Source organism: Gordonia sp. 11cp (genome assembly GCF_057767225.1).
The window spans coordinates 683,823-700,231 of record NZ_CM173437.1 but is presented as its reverse complement, the minus strand read 5'-3'; the positions used below and the strand labels follow the sequence as shown (position 1 = coordinate 700,231).

Sequence of the window (16,409 nt, the reverse complement as noted above, 5' to 3'; positions counted from 1 at the left end):
ACGACTGTTTCAGACCCTGCTCCCCAGGCTCGTGGTCAGCCAGGTGATCAGGTCGTCGATTACGCCGGCCCGGTTGGTCTCGTTGAAGATCTCGTGCCGCGCCTCGGGGTAGATCTTGACGGTGACGTCGGTGAGGCCGGCAGAGCGGAGGCGTTCGACAAGGGGTTCGAACAGTGCCAGCCCGGCATTGACGGGATCCCGGTCGCCGACGGCGAGGTAGATGGGCAGGTCCTTGCGCAAATGGCCCAGAGCGCCCTGCGTTGCCACACCGCGTGCGCCGACGAACATCGCCCGTGCCGCCTCGGGATCGAGTCCGAACCCGCACAGCGGGTCCGCGATGTAGGCGTCGACGACGTCATCGTCGCGGCTGAGCCAGTCGAAGTCGGTGCGTGCCGGCTGGAATGGTGCATTGAACATTGCCAGGTCGAGCGGCGCGTCGAGGTCGAGTGCCGGTTCGAGGAGGTCGAGTGACGCCGTGCCGCTGAGAGCGACCGCGTCGAACGGTGGATTCTCGGACAGGAGTGCCTGTTGCGATGCGAACGAGCCCATGCTGTGTGCGACCAGTCCGACTGGCAGGCCGGGTTCGCGTTCGGTGATGTGACGGGCGAACTCGTCGATGTCGCGGACCAGGGCGGGCCACCCGTCGGTGCCGAGATGGCCGGGCTCACCGTCTCCGGTGGTGGCTCCATGCCCTCGCTGGTCGTAGCCGTACACCACGAAACCGGCATCCGTGAGCGCCTCGGCGAGGTGGCGGTAGCGGAGGAGATGTTCGCCCATCCCGTGGATGAGTTCGACGGCGGCGCGGGGAGTGGCTGACGGTCGCCACCGGTGGGCCGACAAGGTGACGCCGGTGCTGTCGGTGAAGTCGAACCTGTCGTGGACCATGGTGACTCCTCGTCGCTGCGGCGGGCAGATATCCGCAGGATAATCTCGGGGTCCGGTGGATCCATCAGATTGCGCAAATGGCCATACCGATTGATCGAACTGCGTGCCACCGCTGTGGTGGGTACCCGACCCCGCGGAATCGGAGGCGTCGCGGGGCCGGGTACCGGTGTGGCGAGCTCAGTGATCGTCGAAGACGAGAACAGGTTTGACGACATCGCCGTCGTGCTGTGCGGTCACGGCCCGGTTGATGTCGGCGAACGGGAAGGTGGTGACGAGTTTGTCCAAGGGAAGACGGCCGTCGCGATGGAGAGCGACGAGTTCCGGGATGAACTCGTCCGGCACACTGTCACCCTCGATGATGCCGATGACGGTCAGGCCCAGAGTCAGCGCGGTGATGATGTTCAGATCGACACCGGCCGCCGGATCCGACGGAACTCCGATGAGACCGATGGTGCCACGGACGGCCACGGCGCCGACGAGAGCCTGGATCACGGCGGGAATGCCGGTGGTGTCGATGACATAGTCCACACCCCTGCCCACGATGTCGCGGATCTGTTCGGCGACATCGCCGTTGGCAGGGTCCACGGCATGAGTTGCTCCGAGTTCGAGCGCGAGCTCCCGCCGCTTCTGGTTGGGTTCGACGACGATGACGGTCGCGCACTCGGCGACGACGGCCCCGAGTACGGCCGACAAGCCGACCGACCCACCACCGGTGACGGCGATGGCCGAGCCCTTCTCGGCTTTCAGCGATCGGGTCACCGCCCCGAACCCGGTCTGAACCCCGCATCCGAGCGGTGCGAGCAATGCGAACGGAATGTCGGCATCGACCTTCACCACATTGCGTTCGTTGGCCAATGCGACTCGGGCAAAGGATGATTGGCCGAAGAACAGACCACCGACCGGTGCGCCGTCTCTGCTGAGCGGCTTGCTGCCGTCGGAGCGGACGCCGCTGTAGTTCATCTCGTTGAACCGCTCGCAGTACGACTGCCGCCCCGTGGTGCAGGTGACGCATACGCCGCAGCTGTTGAACGTGATCCCGACCTTGTCGCCGACCTTCACCTTGGTGACGCCGTCTCCGACCTCGACGACGACCCCTGCTCCCTCGTGTCCGACGACCCCGGGGAACTCGATCGGCAGTACCCCGTCACGCGCCGCCAGATCGGTGTGGCAGATGCCGACGGCCTCGACCTGGACCAGGACTTCTCCGGCACGCGGGCCCTCGATGTCGATCTCGTCGACGGTGAAGTCGCTGCCCTGACCGGTAAGCAGTGCCGCTTGTGTTTTCATCGATTTCTCCTGTGGTGTGGTGTGGCGGGTGTCAGGAACTGGCCGGCGCCGGCGCGGTGACCTCGTGCAGCGACACCGATGGGTCGCCCAGTGCTGCCGGTGACACCGGAATCCGTTGCGAGATGAACTTCTTCCCCGCGATGAAGTCGGCCGGAGCGTTCGCGGCCTCCACTGCGCGGACGGTGTCGTCGGCATCGAGGTGGTACAGGGCGAACGAGCCGTCCTTCTTGCCGGGTCGGTGCACGACTCGGGCACGGGGCGTGACCAGTCCGGCGATCTTCAGTTTGATGTCGAACTGATCCGACCAGAACCAGGGAACCTCGGGCTCCGGTGGCGGTTGTCCCGTCAGGGCGGCGACGACCTGTTTGGCCTGCTCGGTCACATTCGGAATCGACTCGAGCCGCACGAGGGCCTCGGTACCGTCGATCGGCCTGCGAGCGACGTCACCGATCGCGAACACCGATGGATCGCTCGTCCGTCCGGACGCGTCGACCATCACGCCGTTCTCGCACGCGAGGCCCGCTGCGTGGGCGAGAGCGTCGTCGGGGACCGCGCCTATCCCCACCAGGACCGTGCCGGCAGATATCGTCGAACCGTCCGCGAGCTCGACTCCGGTTGCGCGGCCGCGGTGTTCACCGATGGCGGTCACCTGGGCGCCGGCCCGGACGTCGGTTCCGCGTTCGCGGTGACGATCGGTCATCATCTGTGACAGTTCAGGACTCGCCACTCTCGCCAAGATGCGGTTCTCGCGCTCGATGACGGTGACGGGTACGTCGTGGGACCGGGCGACCGCGGCCACCTCCATCCCGACGTACCCACCCCCGATGATGGCGAGGCCGTCACGGTTGTCGAGTGCCCGGCCGAGCTCGGTGGCGTCGTCGATCGTCCGCAAGGTCAGGACACCGGAGGCATCCGAGCCGGGTACCGCCAGTCGTCGCGGTGACGATCCGGTGGCCAGCACGAGGTGTGCGTACTCGATCCGTTCTCCGGTCGACAGATCCACTGTCTGCGCGACCCTGTCGATCGCGGTCACGGTGGTCGCGGTCCGCAGCTCGATGTCGTTGGCCGCGTAGAAATCACGAGGTCGGATGAACTGCTGCAACCCGGGTCCGCCGAACTTCTTCGACAGCGGCGGACGGTGGTACGGGGCGTGGGCCTCGGAGCCGATCAGCACGATGGGTTCGTCGTGACCGGACTGACGGAGCAACGCCGCGAGCGTGGAGCCGCCGTGGCCGGCCCCGACGATCACGACCGGACGTGCGACCGGACTCATCGGCCGGTGAACGTGAGTTCGACGGGCATGTTCTTCAGTCCGCCGACGAAGTTCGTCTGGATGAACTTGGTGTCGCCGGTGAGACGAACGGCGTCCAGGTGGGGCAGAAGCGTCTCGAACATGATGCGCAACTCGATCTTGGCCAGGTGCTGGCCGATGCACATGTGCGGTCCGTAGCCGAAGGCGATGTGCCTGTTGGGGCGACGGTCGATGTCGAAGACGTCCGGTTCGTCGAAGACCTCCGCGTCGCGGTTTCCCGACTGGTACAGCAGCATGAAGCGGTCGCCGGGCTGGATCGAACGTCCGCGCAACTCATAGGGTTCCAGCGCGGTCCGCATGAAGTGTTTGACCGGGGACGCCCACCGTAGAGCTTCGTTGACGAGGTTGGGCACCAGTGACAAGTCGTCCTTGATCCGCGCCAGGAGTTCGGGGCGCTGCGACAGGGCGTGGATGGCGCCGGCCATCGTCGATGACGTCGTGTCGTGTCCCGCAGTCGCGATGGCGATGAAGTAGCCGTAAGCGACCTCCTTCGGGAAGTACTCTCCCTGAGCTGTCTTCGCCACCGCGATGATCGACGCGAGATCGTCGGTCGGATTGCTGCGGCGGTCCATGAGGAGGGCGTCGAAGTAGGCGTAGAAGTCCTGGATCGTCGCGACCCACTGCTTGGCCGCCGCATCGGGCGTCAGCGGTTCGACATCAGCGCGAGCGGCGTCCGGGTCGGCGGTGCCGAAGAATTCCTGGGTGAGTGCCATCATCCGCGGCTCGTCGGATTCGGGCACTCCGAAAAGGCTCATGATCACATGCAGCGGGTACTGCAGCGCGAAGTCCTTGACGAAGTCGATCTTTCCGTCGCCGGAGAGGAGCCGCTCCACCGACTCCGCGGCGAGTTGACGGATGGTGTCCTCCCACTGCTTGAGGTTCGCGGGGCGGAACCAGTCGGCGGCGATGTCCTTGACGACGGTGTGCTCCGGCGGATCGAGGTAGGTCAGGGTCTCCAGGATGCGCAGGCTCCCGTTGTTGATGGACCTGGTGAACTCGTCGCCCGCCTGGTTCGCGAGAATGGGATTGAACCTGCCCTTGTCCTCGCCGCCGGCGCTGGAGAAGATGTGCGGTTGCCGCTCGATCTCCATGATGTCTGCGTGCTTGCTCACGAGGTTGATCGGGTCGTAGCCCTCGACGTGTGCGACCCCGAGCGGATTGTTCTCCCGCAGCCAGCGATACGCCTCGAACAGTCGGGCGTCATCGCGGTGGCCCTCGGGCAGGACGATCTGCTCTGCGATGTGCTGCGGGACGGTGTCGGTCGCCGATGGCTGCGTGGTGGAGGTCATGGGGCTCCTCGATGGAAGTGGGCTGGACCAACCCAGTCTGTTGTCCGCATCACACCGCGCGCATCCCCCTCGAAGGGTATTTCGGTGGTTCGAAGGGTGATCGGCGTGAGTTCTGTCGGTGACGTGTACCTCTGTCGGACAGCGGATTACACCCATGAGGGGGATGTGGTGGCGCAGCGATGGACCACACCATGGAGATCGGGCCGGTGGCCCGGTCAGCTCGATGGCACAACAGCTCGATGGCACAACAGGAGGTTCTTCGATGGCGCGAGTCGTTTATCACCTGCCCGACGGCACCGAACAGTCCGTCGAGGTCCCGGCGGGCCAGAGCGTGATGGATGGTTCCGTTCGCAACAACCTGCCGGGAATCGTGGCCGAGTGCGGCGGAAGCTGCTCGTGCGCAACGTGTCACGTGTTCCTCGAGGGGCCGGGAGCGGACCTGTTCGAACCACCGTCGGACGAGGAGACCGAACTCGTCGAATTCCTGGACGGCGCCCGCCCGAGTTCGCGGCTGTCATGCCAGCTCATCATCTCCGACCAGGACGAGGTGCACGTCGAGGTCGCCGACTCGTCTGCATGACCGCGCTCACATCGAGCGAGCGATCAACTCTGCCCGGTTCGTCGCTCCCATCTTGCGCAGGATGTGTTTGACGTGCGTCTTGACCGTCTCGATCGACAAGGTGTACTTCTCGGCGATGGCCGCGTTCGACGCGCCGGCCACGATCTGTTCGAGAACCTCGCGTTCACGCTGAGTGAGCAACGATGCCGAGATCGCCAGATCTGATGCGCCGACGTCATCGAAAACCTCGGACGCCGAGTCGAATCCGACGATTCTGAGCTTGTCGCCGAGTCGGCGAATCCGCTCCCGGTGTTCGACGACGAGATCTCGGCTCTCCAACCGGTCCAGTGCGGCGGTGGTGAGGTCGATCAGGAAACGACAGATCTGCTGTTCCTCCTCGCCGAGCACCTGATGCACGACCAAGATGATCTCCGGTGGTCCGGCGTGCACCGTGAACGTGGTGGTCGTCACTGCTGCCGATGCGCGTTCCGGGACGGTCCCGGCCGATCCTGCCCCCACGGAATCGGTTCCGTGGCTTGCGATCTCGGTACCGTCGGGGTCGAGCAGAACCACTTTCGGTGCGGCGACGGTCGTGGCCACGCTCTCGCACAGCGCGCGTGCCAGTTCGGCTCGGTCGGACGCCCCGAGCACCGCGGCGACGGCCAGGTCGAAGGTCGGACCAGCAGGCGAGTCCGGGTTCATCGGGCCGAAGCTGCCGCGACTCTGACTTCGCGGTGATAGGCCGCTGCCTCGGCGCGGGAACTGACACCGATCTTGCGGAATATCCGGCGCACATGGCATTTGACGGTGCCATCGGAGATGAACAGCCGATCGGCGATCTGTTGGTTGCTCGCACCGGTGGCGAGCAGCCGGAGTACTTCGTCTTCCCGATCGGTGAACTCGATCGCAGGGTGGTCGGATTGCTCGTCCGCGCGGGGAGGTGCCTCATCGACGAAGTGCGTCGCGTGCCGAGACGTCGACGCCGGCTGCGTCAGATCGTCGACGAGCGCGGTCAACTCCTGGACTTCTCGACGGACACGCCGACGGTTGTTCCGCGTGGCGATGACGGTCCCGGAGATGTGCGCCGCGAGAAGCAGGAGACGTACGTCCTCCTCACTGATCCCGTCACGGTTTCGATCGACGTGCAGTGTCGCCACGGTGCGACCATCGGCCACGACCGGTGCGGCGGCATACGCGGCGGGGTCGGAGAGGTCGATGAGTGGGCGGTAGGCCTCCCGGTGGAAGGCGTTGCGCGCGAGTACGTACGGACGACGGTGCCGGATGAGATCGGCCTCGCGCGGTGCACGGAGGAGCGGTACCGCCGTGCCGTCGACCGCATGACGGAGCTCCTCGTATTCGTCGCGGACGCTGTCGGCGACATGTACGTACTCCGGCGCCCATGACGCGCCACGGACCCACGAGAACATCGCTTTGGAGAACCCCAGGGACGTGCACGCCTCCCGGCACACGACGGCACCGGTCGCGGCGTCTTCGGCGCTCTGCAACTCGACCAGGAATCGACGTAGTCGTGTCGCCGTGGCAGCTGCGGTCTTCGATTCGGCCGATGTCATGTGGTCAGTTCTTTCGGATACTCCCTGATGAGGTGTGACGCGGAGCACACTCTATCAGGGTGCTCCGCGTCGACGTCACGGTCAGCCGGCCGGCGGTAGGTAGACGGTGTGCAGGTGCTGGAAGGCGTACAACCCCTCGGGTCCGAGTTCTCGTCCCATCCCGCTGCTCTTGATCCCCCCGAACGGGGCCACCGGATCATTCGTGTAGTGATTCACGCCCACCGTGCCGGACTTGACCCGGCCGGCGAGATCGGCGGCGCGTTCGACGTCGGAGGACCACACCGAGCCCCCGAGCCCGTACTCGCTGTCGTTCGCGATCGCCAGGGCCTCGGCTTCGTCGCTGAACGGGATGACGCTGAGGACGGGGCCGAAGATCTCCTCCCGCGCGATGGTCGCGGTGTTGTCCAGATCGGCGAACACGGTCGGTTGGACGAAATAGCCGCTGTCGAGTCCGGTTGGACGTCCGCCGCCGGTCGTCAGCCGTGCGCCCTCGCTCTTGCCCCTGGCGATGTATCCCTCGACGCGCTCACGCTGCCGCGCCGACACGAGCGGCCCCACCTTGGTCTCCGGGTCGAGAGGGTCGCCGACCTTCAGTGATTCGGCGAGACCGGTCAGTGCATCGACGACCTCGGAGTACCGGGACCTGGGTGCCAGTACGCGGGTGTTGAGCCAGCAGATCTGGCCGTTGTTCAGGAAGGTGACGCCGAACAGGGACTCCATCGATGCGTTCAGGTCGATGTCGTCGAGCAGGATCGCCGCCGACTTGCCGCCCAGCTCGAGCGTCACCGGGCGCAGCAGCCGCCCGCAGGTCTCGGCGATCGAACGGCCTGCTGCGGTCGAGCCGGTGAACGAGACCTTGTCGACGCCGGGATGTTCGACGAGGTAGGCGCCGATCTCGCGGCCACCGGGCACCACGTTGAGAACGCCGGGCGGCAAGCCCGCGGCGGCGGCTGCCTCGGCCATCAGAAAGGCGTCCAGCACGGTTTCCTCGGCGGGCTTGAGCACGACCGTACAACCGGCGGCCAGGGCCGGTGCGAGTTTCAGGAAGGTGATGGCCTGTGGGACGTTCCACGGAACGATCGCGGCGACGACGCCGATGGGTTGCCGCGTCACACGTGCGGTGCCGCCGAGCATGCCCGGGCGCTCGTCCACCTCGGGGGAATCGACCATCATCTGGCTGAAGTAGCGAACGAGGACGGCGGGGAAACCGCCTTCGAACTGTTCGGCCAGCCAGATCGGCATCCCGTTCTGGATCGACACCCGTCGGGACGTCTCGGCGGCCCGCGACTCCAGCTCGACCGCGAACCGTTCGAGGATCTCCGCGCGCTGCTTCGGGTGCAGCGTCGCCCAACCGTCCGGGGCGTCGAACGCTGTTCGGGCGGCGGCGACCGCGCGGTCGATGTCGGCAGTGGACGCCGACGGCACGCTTCCGATCGCAGCTTCGGTCGTCGGCGAGTGTACGTCGATCACGTCGGTCCCGGCCGGCTTCTGCCAGCCGCCGTCGATGTAGAACTCGCGGTAGTCGATGGTGGTCATCTCGCTCCTAGATCTGTGCCGTGGCGACATACGTCCGATGTGAACGGCGTCACTACAGAATCGTGGATTCAGCCCGATAAGGCAATGGTTTGTTTGGTAGGACCAAAAATGTCCCTCTACAGATATCTGCTGTTACCCCTTTCGGGTGATCTCGGGCGAAGTCGGGGCCCTCGCCCCTTCCGACCTGCTTCGATCGGTGGCGCAGGGGCTTGCAGATAAGGTCTAACCATTCTAGCCTTTTGCTGAAGTGCATGACCGATCAACGGAGGGCGGCGTCATGACGAGCGAACACAACCTCGGCCGATACACCACGGAGCAGGTCGAGCAGTTCTATGCGACCGGGCAGTGGACCAGCGAGAACTTCACGGAGTTGCTGAGGTCTCGTGTCGAGGCCAATCCGGACAAGGTGTTCGTCACCGACGGGGTCCACGCCCTGACGTACGCAGACCTGTACGACACCTCCCAGCGACTTGCGCTCGGACTCCACCGACGCGGGCTCGGGTCCGGAGACCGGGTGGCAGTGCAGCTCCCCAACTGGGCCGCATTCGTGGTCATCGCCGCGGCGTTGTCAAGGATCGGCGCGGTGATGGTCCCGATCATGCCGATCTACCGCAAAGACGAAGTCGCCCACGTTGTTTCGGACGCCTCGGTCAAGATGGCCATTGCCCCGACCGAGTTCAAGGGATTCGACTACATCTCCATGTTCGACGAGATCCGTCGGGACTCGGACACCCTGAGCTCCATCGTGGCCGTGCGCGCCCCCGACTCCCTCCACGATGCACTCGCCGAGCGCGATGTCCTGGTCTTGGAAGATCTTCTCGTGCCTGAGGTCTCGGTGGCGGACGTCGACGCCGAGCTGGACGTGCGTGTACATCCCGACGAGCCGTTCGTCATCGTCTACACGTCGGGAACGACGTCACGACCCAAGGGGTGCCTGCACACCTTCAACACCTACGCCTCCGGCGCTCGGGCACTGACCGTGGCGTTCGGGCACACCGAGGCCGATGTGCAGTTCGGGCCGTCACCCATCACACACACCACCGGACTGGTGACCAGCGTGTTGATCCCGCTGCTCGCGGGCGCGTCCACGCACGTCATGGCGGAGTGGAACCCGGTTCAGGGCCTCGCGGAGATCGAGAAGTTCGGCTGCACCGCCGCGGTGACCGCGACGACGTTCCTGCAGACGCTGCTGGCTGCGTCCGACGAGCATCCCGAAGCGGACCTCTCGTCGTTGCGCGTGTGGACCTGTGCAGGTTCGCCGATCCCGTCGTCGGTCGTGGAGAACGCGAGTTCGAAGCTTCCGGGGACCCGCATCCTGTCTCTGTACGGGCGCAGCGAGAACCTGTCGACCACCACCTGCACCGTCGACGACGACCCGCAGCGCGCCGTCACATCGGACGGCGCGGCGCTCCCGGGTGCGGAGGTCAGGGTCGTCGGCGAGGACGGTTACGAGGTGCCGCGCGGCAGCGAGGGAGACATCGCCTATCGCGGACCGTCGCACATGATCGAGTACATCAACCGGCCCGACGAGACCACCGAGCTGTTCACCCCGGAGGGGTTCTCTCGCTCCGGTGATGTCGGTGTGATGAATGACGACGGGTTCGTGCGGGTCACCGGACGGACCAAGGACATCGTCATCCGGGGCGGCATGAACATCAGCGTTCGCGAGGTCGAGGACAAGCTGGCCGATCACCCGGATCTGCTGGCGCTGGCCGTGGTCGGGATGCCCGACGAGAAGCTCGGCGAGAAGGTCTGTTGCTTTGTCGTCGCCAAGCCCGGACACGCCGCGCCGACCGTCGAGGAGCTTCGCGAGTATCTCACCAGTCGTGGTGTCGCGGTTCAGAAGACGCCGGAGCGGGTCATCGCGATCGACGAGTTGCCCATGACGGCGACGGGGAAGATCCAGAAGCATGTGCTTCGCAAGCGGGTTGCCGAGCAGCTCGGCCAGCCGTCCGCGGCGGGTGCACGCTGAGCTCGGTGCAGATCCCCACCGACGACTTCGTCGTCAGTGGGCCGGAGGTCCTCCTCGGGGTCACACCCGTGATCCTCACCTCGCAACGTGCCTCGTTGTTGATCGAGGCAGGGCCGAGGTTGGCCGACGAACGCGCCGGCAGCGTACGGAGTGCGCTGGCGGTACCTCTCGACGACGTGACGGGGTACATCGTCGCGGCCGGCGCGCCGGAGGGACGATGGCCCGTCAGTCTGGGAATCCGAGTCGATTTCCTGGGTGACCCGCCGTCGCAGGGGAGTCCGATGACCGTCAATGGCGAGCTGATCGCCAGGGACGACCGCGGCGGTACCACCAGGGGTGACGTGGTCGGTCCCGATGGCACGCGGATCGCGATCGTGGTGCAGCGGTCCCACCTCGTCTCTGTTCCGGCGCGTCCGACGAGTCGGGCGAACCTGCCCGCTCGTCCGCCCGAAGCGGTGACCATCCGGAACGCGCTGGGAATCCGCGAGTCGGCACCTGGTGTCGTGACCATGCCTCCGGCCCCTCTCGCGGCCAACGGGATGGACAACGTGCACGGCGGAATCCTGCTCTGCGGGGCAGAGTTCGCCGCGATGTCGGCGGTCGATGCCCGTGGCGAGTGGCGAGTCACCAGCGCGGACATCAACTACATCCGCCCCGCGTCGGCCGAGCACACCACTGCCTTCGCGGCCGACGTCGTGCATCGGGGCCGATCAACCGCGGTGGTTCACGTGATCGCGTCGGCGTCGTCCGGAAAGCCCTGTGCCACCGCCACGGTCACGCTTGCGCTGTTTGGCTGACCCGCCCCGCGCGGTCAGCTCGACGCCACCCGCGCCCGTGCGTGCGCAGAGACGACGACGCGCTCGCCGACGGCGGCTCGCAGGGACAATTCGGCGACCGGACTGTCGCCGAGGGTGCTGATCGACTCGACTTCGCCGGTGAGCGTGAGTGTCTCACCGATCTGGAGCGGCGACGCGAACCGAACCGAGAACCCGAGGAGGTGCTCGACGTGAACGAGATCGGCCACCCACGCGGCGAGCATCCCCGCCTGCATCTGACCCATCGAGATGACACCGGGCAGTCCCGCGCGGACCGCATACTCGGCATCGTGGTGCAGCGGGTTGAAATCTCCACCGGCGCCGGCGAACCTGACGATGTCGGTCTGCGTGATCGGGCCGATGGTCCGGGGTCCGAGGTCGTGGCCTTCGGTGAGAACGGCGGGTTCGCGCATTGTTCAGGCTCCCCTCTCGATCAGGACCTCGCGTTGTACGACGGCGGTGTCACCGGATGAGTCGACCCATGTGGTCTCCAGGGTCACCAGGCGCATGGTCCCGCCCCGCTTTCCCTCACGGGTGGTGTCGTCGACCACCCGCCGGGTGCCGGTCACCTGATCACCCGCGAGCAGCGGGCGGATGAACTCCCACTCCACCGATCCGACGACCACCCTCTCGATGGCAAGGCCAAGTGCGGCAACGAATTCGGCCTGGTTGCGATGGTGGCCGGCAACGACGACGTGTGTCGGGGTCGCGGGTACGCGATCGAACCCGGCCGCGCCGGCGGCTGCGGCGTCGACATACACCGGGTCGTCGGCGCGTGTTGCGCGGACGAACTCCCTGATCTTTCCCGACTCGACCTCGAACGAGACGACGTCGAGGACGCCGTCCTCCGACACTGCGCGTGGCATCGAAACCTCCCTTGGTTTTTTGGTCTGACCTATTGTAGCGTTGGTCCGTAACGATGTGGAGGTTCGAATGAATCTGAGCGATTCGCCCGAGGAAGCCCGCTTCCGGACCCGCGTCCGCGACTGGCTGACCGATGTGTTGCCGACGCTGGCCTGGCCGGAGCCGACCCGGCTCGAGGACAAGCGCGGGTTCTGGTCCGCATGGCAGCGACAGTTGTTCGACGCGGGGTTCGCCGGACTGTCGTGGCCCGAGGAGTTCGGCGGCGCAGGCGCCGATGCCAAGATCAAGGCGATCTTCAACGAAGAGATGGATCGCGCCGGCGCGCCCGAGCGACTCAACATCATCGGTGAGGACTTCGCCGGGCCGACGATCGTGACCTTCGGGAACAGCGAACAGAAGCAGCGCTACCTCGCTCCGATTCTGAAGGGCGAGGAGATCTGGTGCCAGCTCTTCTCCGAGCCCGAGTCCGGTTCAGACCTGGCCTCGCTGCGGACGAAGGCGACCAAGGTCGAGGGCGGCTGGAGCATTCAGGGTCAGAAGATCTGGACGTCGCGCGCGCAGATCGCGGACAACGCCATCCTGCTCGCCCGCACCGGGGGTGGCGACCGGCACAAGGGGATCACGTATTTCCTGCTGCCCATGGATGCGGCAGGTGTGACAGTGCGGCCACTGGAACACATGCTGGGGGAGGCGGAGTTCAACGAGGTGTTCCTCGACGATGTCTTCGTCCCCGATTCGGCTGTGGTCGGTGAGGTCGACGGGGGCTGGAAGGTGGCGATGGGCACGCTCGCCTTCGAGCGGGTGGGGATCGCCACGGGCCGGGTGAACACGACCCGCGCGGTCAAGGACCTCGTGGCGCAGGTGTCCTCGACAACCGACGAGAACGGTGCGCCGCTCTCCTCGGATCCGACAGTCCGGCAGACGATCGCCGATCTGTACGGTCGCGCGCTGACCCACTACCTGATCGGGCAGCGGGTCATTTCCGGCGCCGCATCCGGCGAACCACCCGGCCCGGTGGCGTCGATCGGGAAATTGTACTTCTGCCCGCTCGTGGAGGACATCGCCGATTTCGGGCTGTCGATTCGGGAGATGGGTGGTCAGTTGGGCCTGTCCGACGACTCGGCGGACCCCGTGCAGCAGAGATGGCTCCGCCTGGCGTATCAGGCGCGCGGCACCGCGATCGCCGGCGGTTCGACATTCATCCAACGCAACATCGCGTCCGAGCGTGTGCTCGGCATGCCCCGAAGCTGAGAGAGGTCGCGACATGAGTTCCTACGTGTGGAATCCGACCCCTGAGCACCTCGAGAGTGCCAATGTCATGCGGCTGGCGCGGCGTCACGGCGTCGAGTCGATCGACGAGTTGCGCAGCCGATCGACGCAGGACGTGTCCTGGTACTGGGATGCGGCGGTCGAGGATCTCGGCATCCCCTTTGCGGCTCCGTACGATGCTGTGCTCGACACCTCCCAGGGGATCCAATTCCCCGACTGGTTCGTCGGCGGCACGTTCAACGCCGTGGACGCCTGCATCGGGCGTTGGCTCACCGACGGCGCACAGCGCCCTGCCATCGTTCACGAACGTGAGGACGGGGCGGTCACGACCCTGACGTATGCCGAACTGGCAGAACGCGTGGGCCGGGTGGCCGCGGGCTTCGTCGGCCTCGGCATCGGCGAGGGCGACGCAGTCGCGATCTACATGCCGATGGTTCCGGAGGCGGTCATCGCGTGCTACGCAGCGGTCGGGATCGGGGCGATCATCGTTCCGTTGTTCTCCGGGTTCGCCGCGCCGGCCATCGCTTCCCGGCTGAACGACGCGGAGGTCTCCGCGGTGGTCGTGGCCGACGGTACGGTTCGTCGTGGTCGGACGGTCGCGATGTCCGGCGAGTTGACCAAGGCGCTCGCCCAGGCCCCGTCGGTGCGGTCGGTCATCTCTGTCGAGAATGTCGGTGTCGCAGATGATCTCGATGTCGACGGCGTTGCGGTCACCGTCACCGAGTGGGCGTCTCTCGTCGCCGACGGCAAGCCGGGACATGAATTCCGGGCTTTCCCGGCCATGCAGACGATGATGCTCGGTTACACCTCCGGTACCACCGGCAAACCGAAGGGCGCGGTTCACACGCACGCGGGCTTCACCATCAAGGTGGCCACCGAGGTCGCATACTCCTTCGACATCTCGCCTGGGGATTCGTTCTGCTGGATCACCGACATGGGATGGGTGATGGGCCCGCTCGCGGCCTTCGGCACGCATGCCAACGGCGCCACCCTCGTGTTGTACGAGGGCTCCCCGGATGTGCCTGACACGACCCGGCTGTGGGATCTCGTCGCACGCCACCGTGTGTCGATGCTCGGTGTGTCACCGACCTTGATCCGAGCTCTGAAATCCACTCCGCTCGAACAGATCTCCCAGCACGACCTAAGCTCCGTCCGAGTGCTCGGTTCCACCGGCGAACCCTGGGACCCGGATTCTTACGACTGGCTCGCGGCCGAGGTGTTCGGCGGTCGGGTTCCCGTGATCAACTTCTCCGGCGGTACCGAGGTGGGCGGGTCTTTCCTGGCCCCTTATCCCGTGGAGCCGATTCCGAGTTGTTCGCTGGGCGGTCCCTCGCTGGGGATGGACGTCGATGTCGTCTCCGACGACGGCTCGCCGTTGCGCGGAGCGATCGGTGAACTCGTGTGTCGCCAGCCCTGGCCGGCGATGACCCGCGGGGTCTGGCGGGACCGGGAACGGTATCTGGAGTCCTACTGGTCGACCTTCGAGGGTATGTGGTGCCACGGCGATTTCGCCTTGGTGGACGAGGACGGCAGGTGGTACATCCTCGGCCGTTCCGACGACGTCATGAACGTGGCGGGTAAGCGACTCGCACCCGCGGAGGTCGAGTCGGTGCTCACGACGCATCCGGCGGTCGCCGAAGCGGCGGCGGTGGGCATCCCCGACCCGAAGAAGGGTGAGACGGTGTGGGCCTTCTGGGTCCCCCGCCCGGGGGCCGACACCGAGCACGTGTCCGACGAGTTGCGTCGGCTGGTCGCCGACGGCTTGGGCAAACCCTTTGCGCCGTCTCTGGTCTGGATGGTCGATGCGCTGCCGAAGACGCGGTCGGCCAAGATCTTGCGCCGGGCGATCCGAGCGGCCGCCACGGACACCGAACCCGGCGACCTGTCCAGTGCCGAGAACCCCGGCGCGGTGGACGCAATTCGAGACGTCGTGCACGGCACGTCGGTGAGCTGAGGAGAAGCAGCATGCACTGGGAGTTGTCTGACGAGCAGGAGATGTTCGCCTCATCCCTGCGCGAATGGATCGGCGCGAAGTTCCCGACCGAGACCGTGCGTGAGCTGCAGTCCGGCGGCGACGCGGGGAGGTTCGGTTCCGCGCTCGTCGGCGAGGGGTGGTGGGGCGTCGGATATCCCGAAGAGGCCGGCGGCGAAGGCGGCGGCGTCCTGGAGCTCGCTCTGGCCGCACGCGAATTCGGCCGCGCGGCTGTGCCGAACTCCCGATGGCTGGCCGCGGCGCTGACCGTGCCCCTGCTGACCGAGACGGAGCTGGCCGCCCAGGTGTCCGGCGAGCGCAGGTACACGGTGGCGATCCCCGCCGACCGCGTGCCCGGCTGGAGTCCGCTGGCGACGGACGGTGCCGCCCTGAGCGGATCTGTCGCGCACGTCTTGGGCGCCGCGGACACCGACGTGTTCCTCGTCGGAGTCGACGGACCCGAAGGACCCGGGTACGCCCGTGTCGAGTCCTCGGAGGTGTCGGTGTCGGCGGACGATCTACTGGATCGTTCGCGCGCGACGGCAACCGTCGATTTCTCCGGCGCGCCGGTGACCGACGTCGTCGCCGGTGTCGAGGGCGTCGCGGTGACCGCGAACCTCGCTGCGGTGCTGGTGGCCGCCGACGCGCTCGGCAGCGCGGAGCGAATGCTCGAACTGGCCGTGGACTACAGCAAGCAGCGCAAGCAGTTCGGACAGTTCATCGGTTCCTTCCAGGCCGTGAAGCACGCCGCGGCGCAGATGCTGGTGACCGTGGAGTCCTCGTTCTCGATCGCCCTCTACGCCGCGGCCGCGGTCGACGCCGGCCTGGACGACGCCGCAACCGTTTCGGCGGTGGCCAAGGCGCAGGTGACCAAGTCGGTGGCGGACCTCGCGGACACCTCACTCACCGTGCACGGCGCGATCGGATACACGTGGGAGCACGATCTCCATCTGTTCTACAAGCGGGCGAAGCTCGACCGGACACTCTTCGGCGCGCCGAAGGTCTGGAACGAACGAATCGCCGCCGCGCTGCTGGACGGAGAGCAGTCGGCGTGACCGCCACACTTGTTTTTGGTCAG

General features: G+C 66.4%; 15 protein-coding genes. 6 read left to right on the top strand and 9 right to left on the bottom strand.

Annotation, left to right across the window (positions count from 1 at the left end):
- Positions 1 to 9 precede the first annotated feature (9 nt).
- The 4 genes from AC3B6C_RS02895 to AC3B6C_RS02880 form a co-directional block, all read right to left on the bottom strand.
- Positions 10 to 885, bottom strand: a complete 876-nt coding sequence (locus AC3B6C_RS02895) for an alpha/beta fold hydrolase (RefSeq protein WP_488374844.1) — start codon at positions 883 to 885, stop codon at positions 10 to 12.
- A 177-nt stretch (positions 886 to 1,062) separates the two neighbouring features.
- The gene (locus tag AC3B6C_RS02890) at positions 1,063 to 2,172 is read right to left on the bottom strand and encodes an NAD(P)-dependent alcohol dehydrogenase (RefSeq protein WP_488374843.1); all 1,110 of its coding nucleotides are present in this window, start codon (positions 2,170 to 2,172) and stop codon (positions 1,063 to 1,065) included.
- Positions 2,173 to 2,203: 31 nt separating this feature from the next.
- A complete protein-coding gene (locus tag AC3B6C_RS02885) occupies positions 2,204 to 3,445 on the bottom strand; it encodes an NAD(P)/FAD-dependent oxidoreductase (RefSeq protein ID WP_488374842.1) in 1,242 nt (413 codons plus the stop codon).
- Positions 3,442 to 4,773 (bottom strand): cytochrome P450, encoded by a 1,332-nt coding sequence (locus AC3B6C_RS02880; protein WP_488374841.1) that lies wholly within the window; start codon positions 4,771 to 4,773, stop codon positions 3,442 to 3,444. The genes AC3B6C_RS02885 and AC3B6C_RS02880 overlap by 4 nt, the downstream gene beginning before the upstream one ends.
- A 262-nt stretch (positions 4,774 to 5,035) precedes the next feature.
- On the opposite strand from AC3B6C_RS02880, the gene AC3B6C_RS02875 reads away from it, so the two are divergent.
- Positions 5,036 to 5,353, top strand: a complete 318-nt coding sequence (locus AC3B6C_RS02875; RefSeq protein WP_488374840.1) for a 2Fe-2S iron-sulfur cluster-binding protein — start codon at positions 5,036 to 5,038, stop codon at positions 5,351 to 5,353.
- Positions 5,354 to 5,359: 6 nt separating this feature from the next.
- Here AC3B6C_RS02875 and AC3B6C_RS02870 read toward each other — a convergent pair whose 3' ends face one another.
- The 3 genes from AC3B6C_RS02870 to AC3B6C_RS02860 all read right to left on the bottom strand — a co-directional run bounded on the left by AC3B6C_RS02870 (position 5,360) and on the right by AC3B6C_RS02860 (position 8,439).
- Positions 5,360 to 6,034 carry a response regulator transcription factor gene (locus AC3B6C_RS02870; protein WP_488374839.1) on the bottom strand — a complete coding sequence of 225 codons (675 nt, stop codon included), beginning with the start codon at positions 6,032 to 6,034 and terminating at the stop codon, positions 5,360 to 5,362.
- The gene (locus tag AC3B6C_RS02865) at positions 6,031 to 6,903 is read right to left on the bottom strand and encodes a helix-turn-helix transcriptional regulator (protein ID WP_488374838.1); all 873 of its coding nucleotides are present in this window, start codon (positions 6,901 to 6,903) and stop codon (positions 6,031 to 6,033) included. The genes AC3B6C_RS02870 and AC3B6C_RS02865 overlap by 4 nt, the downstream gene beginning before the upstream one ends.
- An 81-nt stretch (positions 6,904 to 6,984) precedes the next feature.
- Positions 6,985 to 8,439, bottom strand: a complete 1,455-nt coding sequence (locus AC3B6C_RS02860) for an aldehyde dehydrogenase (protein ID WP_488374837.1) — start codon at positions 8,437 to 8,439, stop codon at positions 6,985 to 6,987.
- Positions 8,440 to 8,716: 277 nt separating this feature from the next.
- Between AC3B6C_RS02860 and AC3B6C_RS02855 the strand changes: the two genes are divergently transcribed.
- Positions 8,717 to 10,411, top strand: coding sequence for an AMP-binding protein (locus AC3B6C_RS02855; protein ID WP_488374836.1), 1,695 nt, complete (start codon positions 8,717 to 8,719; stop codon positions 10,409 to 10,411).
- A 5-nt stretch (positions 10,412 to 10,416) separates the two neighbouring features.
- A complete protein-coding gene (locus AC3B6C_RS02850) occupies positions 10,417 to 11,208 on the top strand; it encodes a PaaI family thioesterase (RefSeq protein WP_488374835.1) in 792 nt (263 codons plus the stop codon).
- A gap of 14 nt (positions 11,209 to 11,222) precedes the next feature.
- Here AC3B6C_RS02850 and AC3B6C_RS02845 read toward each other — a convergent pair whose 3' ends face one another.
- Positions 11,223 to 11,639: a MaoC/PaaZ C-terminal domain-containing protein gene (locus tag AC3B6C_RS02845; RefSeq protein ID WP_488374834.1), complete on the bottom strand. Its 417-nt coding sequence runs from the start codon at positions 11,637 to 11,639 to the stop codon at positions 11,223 to 11,225.
- A gap of 3 nt (positions 11,640 to 11,642) precedes the next feature.
- The gene (locus AC3B6C_RS02840; RefSeq protein ID WP_488374833.1) at positions 11,643 to 12,092 is read right to left on the bottom strand and encodes an FAS1-like dehydratase domain-containing protein; all 450 of its coding nucleotides are present in this window, start codon (positions 12,090 to 12,092) and stop codon (positions 11,643 to 11,645) included.
- 67 nt (positions 12,093 to 12,159) lie between these two features.
- Between AC3B6C_RS02840 and AC3B6C_RS02835 the strand changes: the two genes are divergently transcribed.
- From AC3B6C_RS02835 to AC3B6C_RS02825, 3 genes are read left to right on the top strand one after another with little or no spacing between them, the layout of a single operon-like run.
- Positions 12,160 to 13,341 (top strand): acyl-CoA dehydrogenase family protein, encoded by a 1,182-nt coding sequence (locus AC3B6C_RS02835; RefSeq protein WP_488374832.1) that lies wholly within the window; start codon positions 12,160 to 12,162, stop codon positions 13,339 to 13,341.
- A gap of 13 nt (positions 13,342 to 13,354) precedes the next feature.
- Complete coding sequence (locus AC3B6C_RS02830; RefSeq protein WP_488374831.1) at positions 13,355 to 15,313, top strand: AMP-binding protein; 1,959 nt, start codon at positions 13,355 to 13,357, stop codon at positions 15,311 to 15,313.
- An 11-nt stretch (positions 15,314 to 15,324) separates the two neighbouring features.
- Entirely contained in the window at positions 15,325 to 16,386 is a 1,062-nt protein-coding gene (locus AC3B6C_RS02825; RefSeq protein ID WP_488374830.1) for an acyl-CoA dehydrogenase family protein, read from the top strand.
- Positions 16,387 to 16,409: the final 23 nt, after the last annotated feature.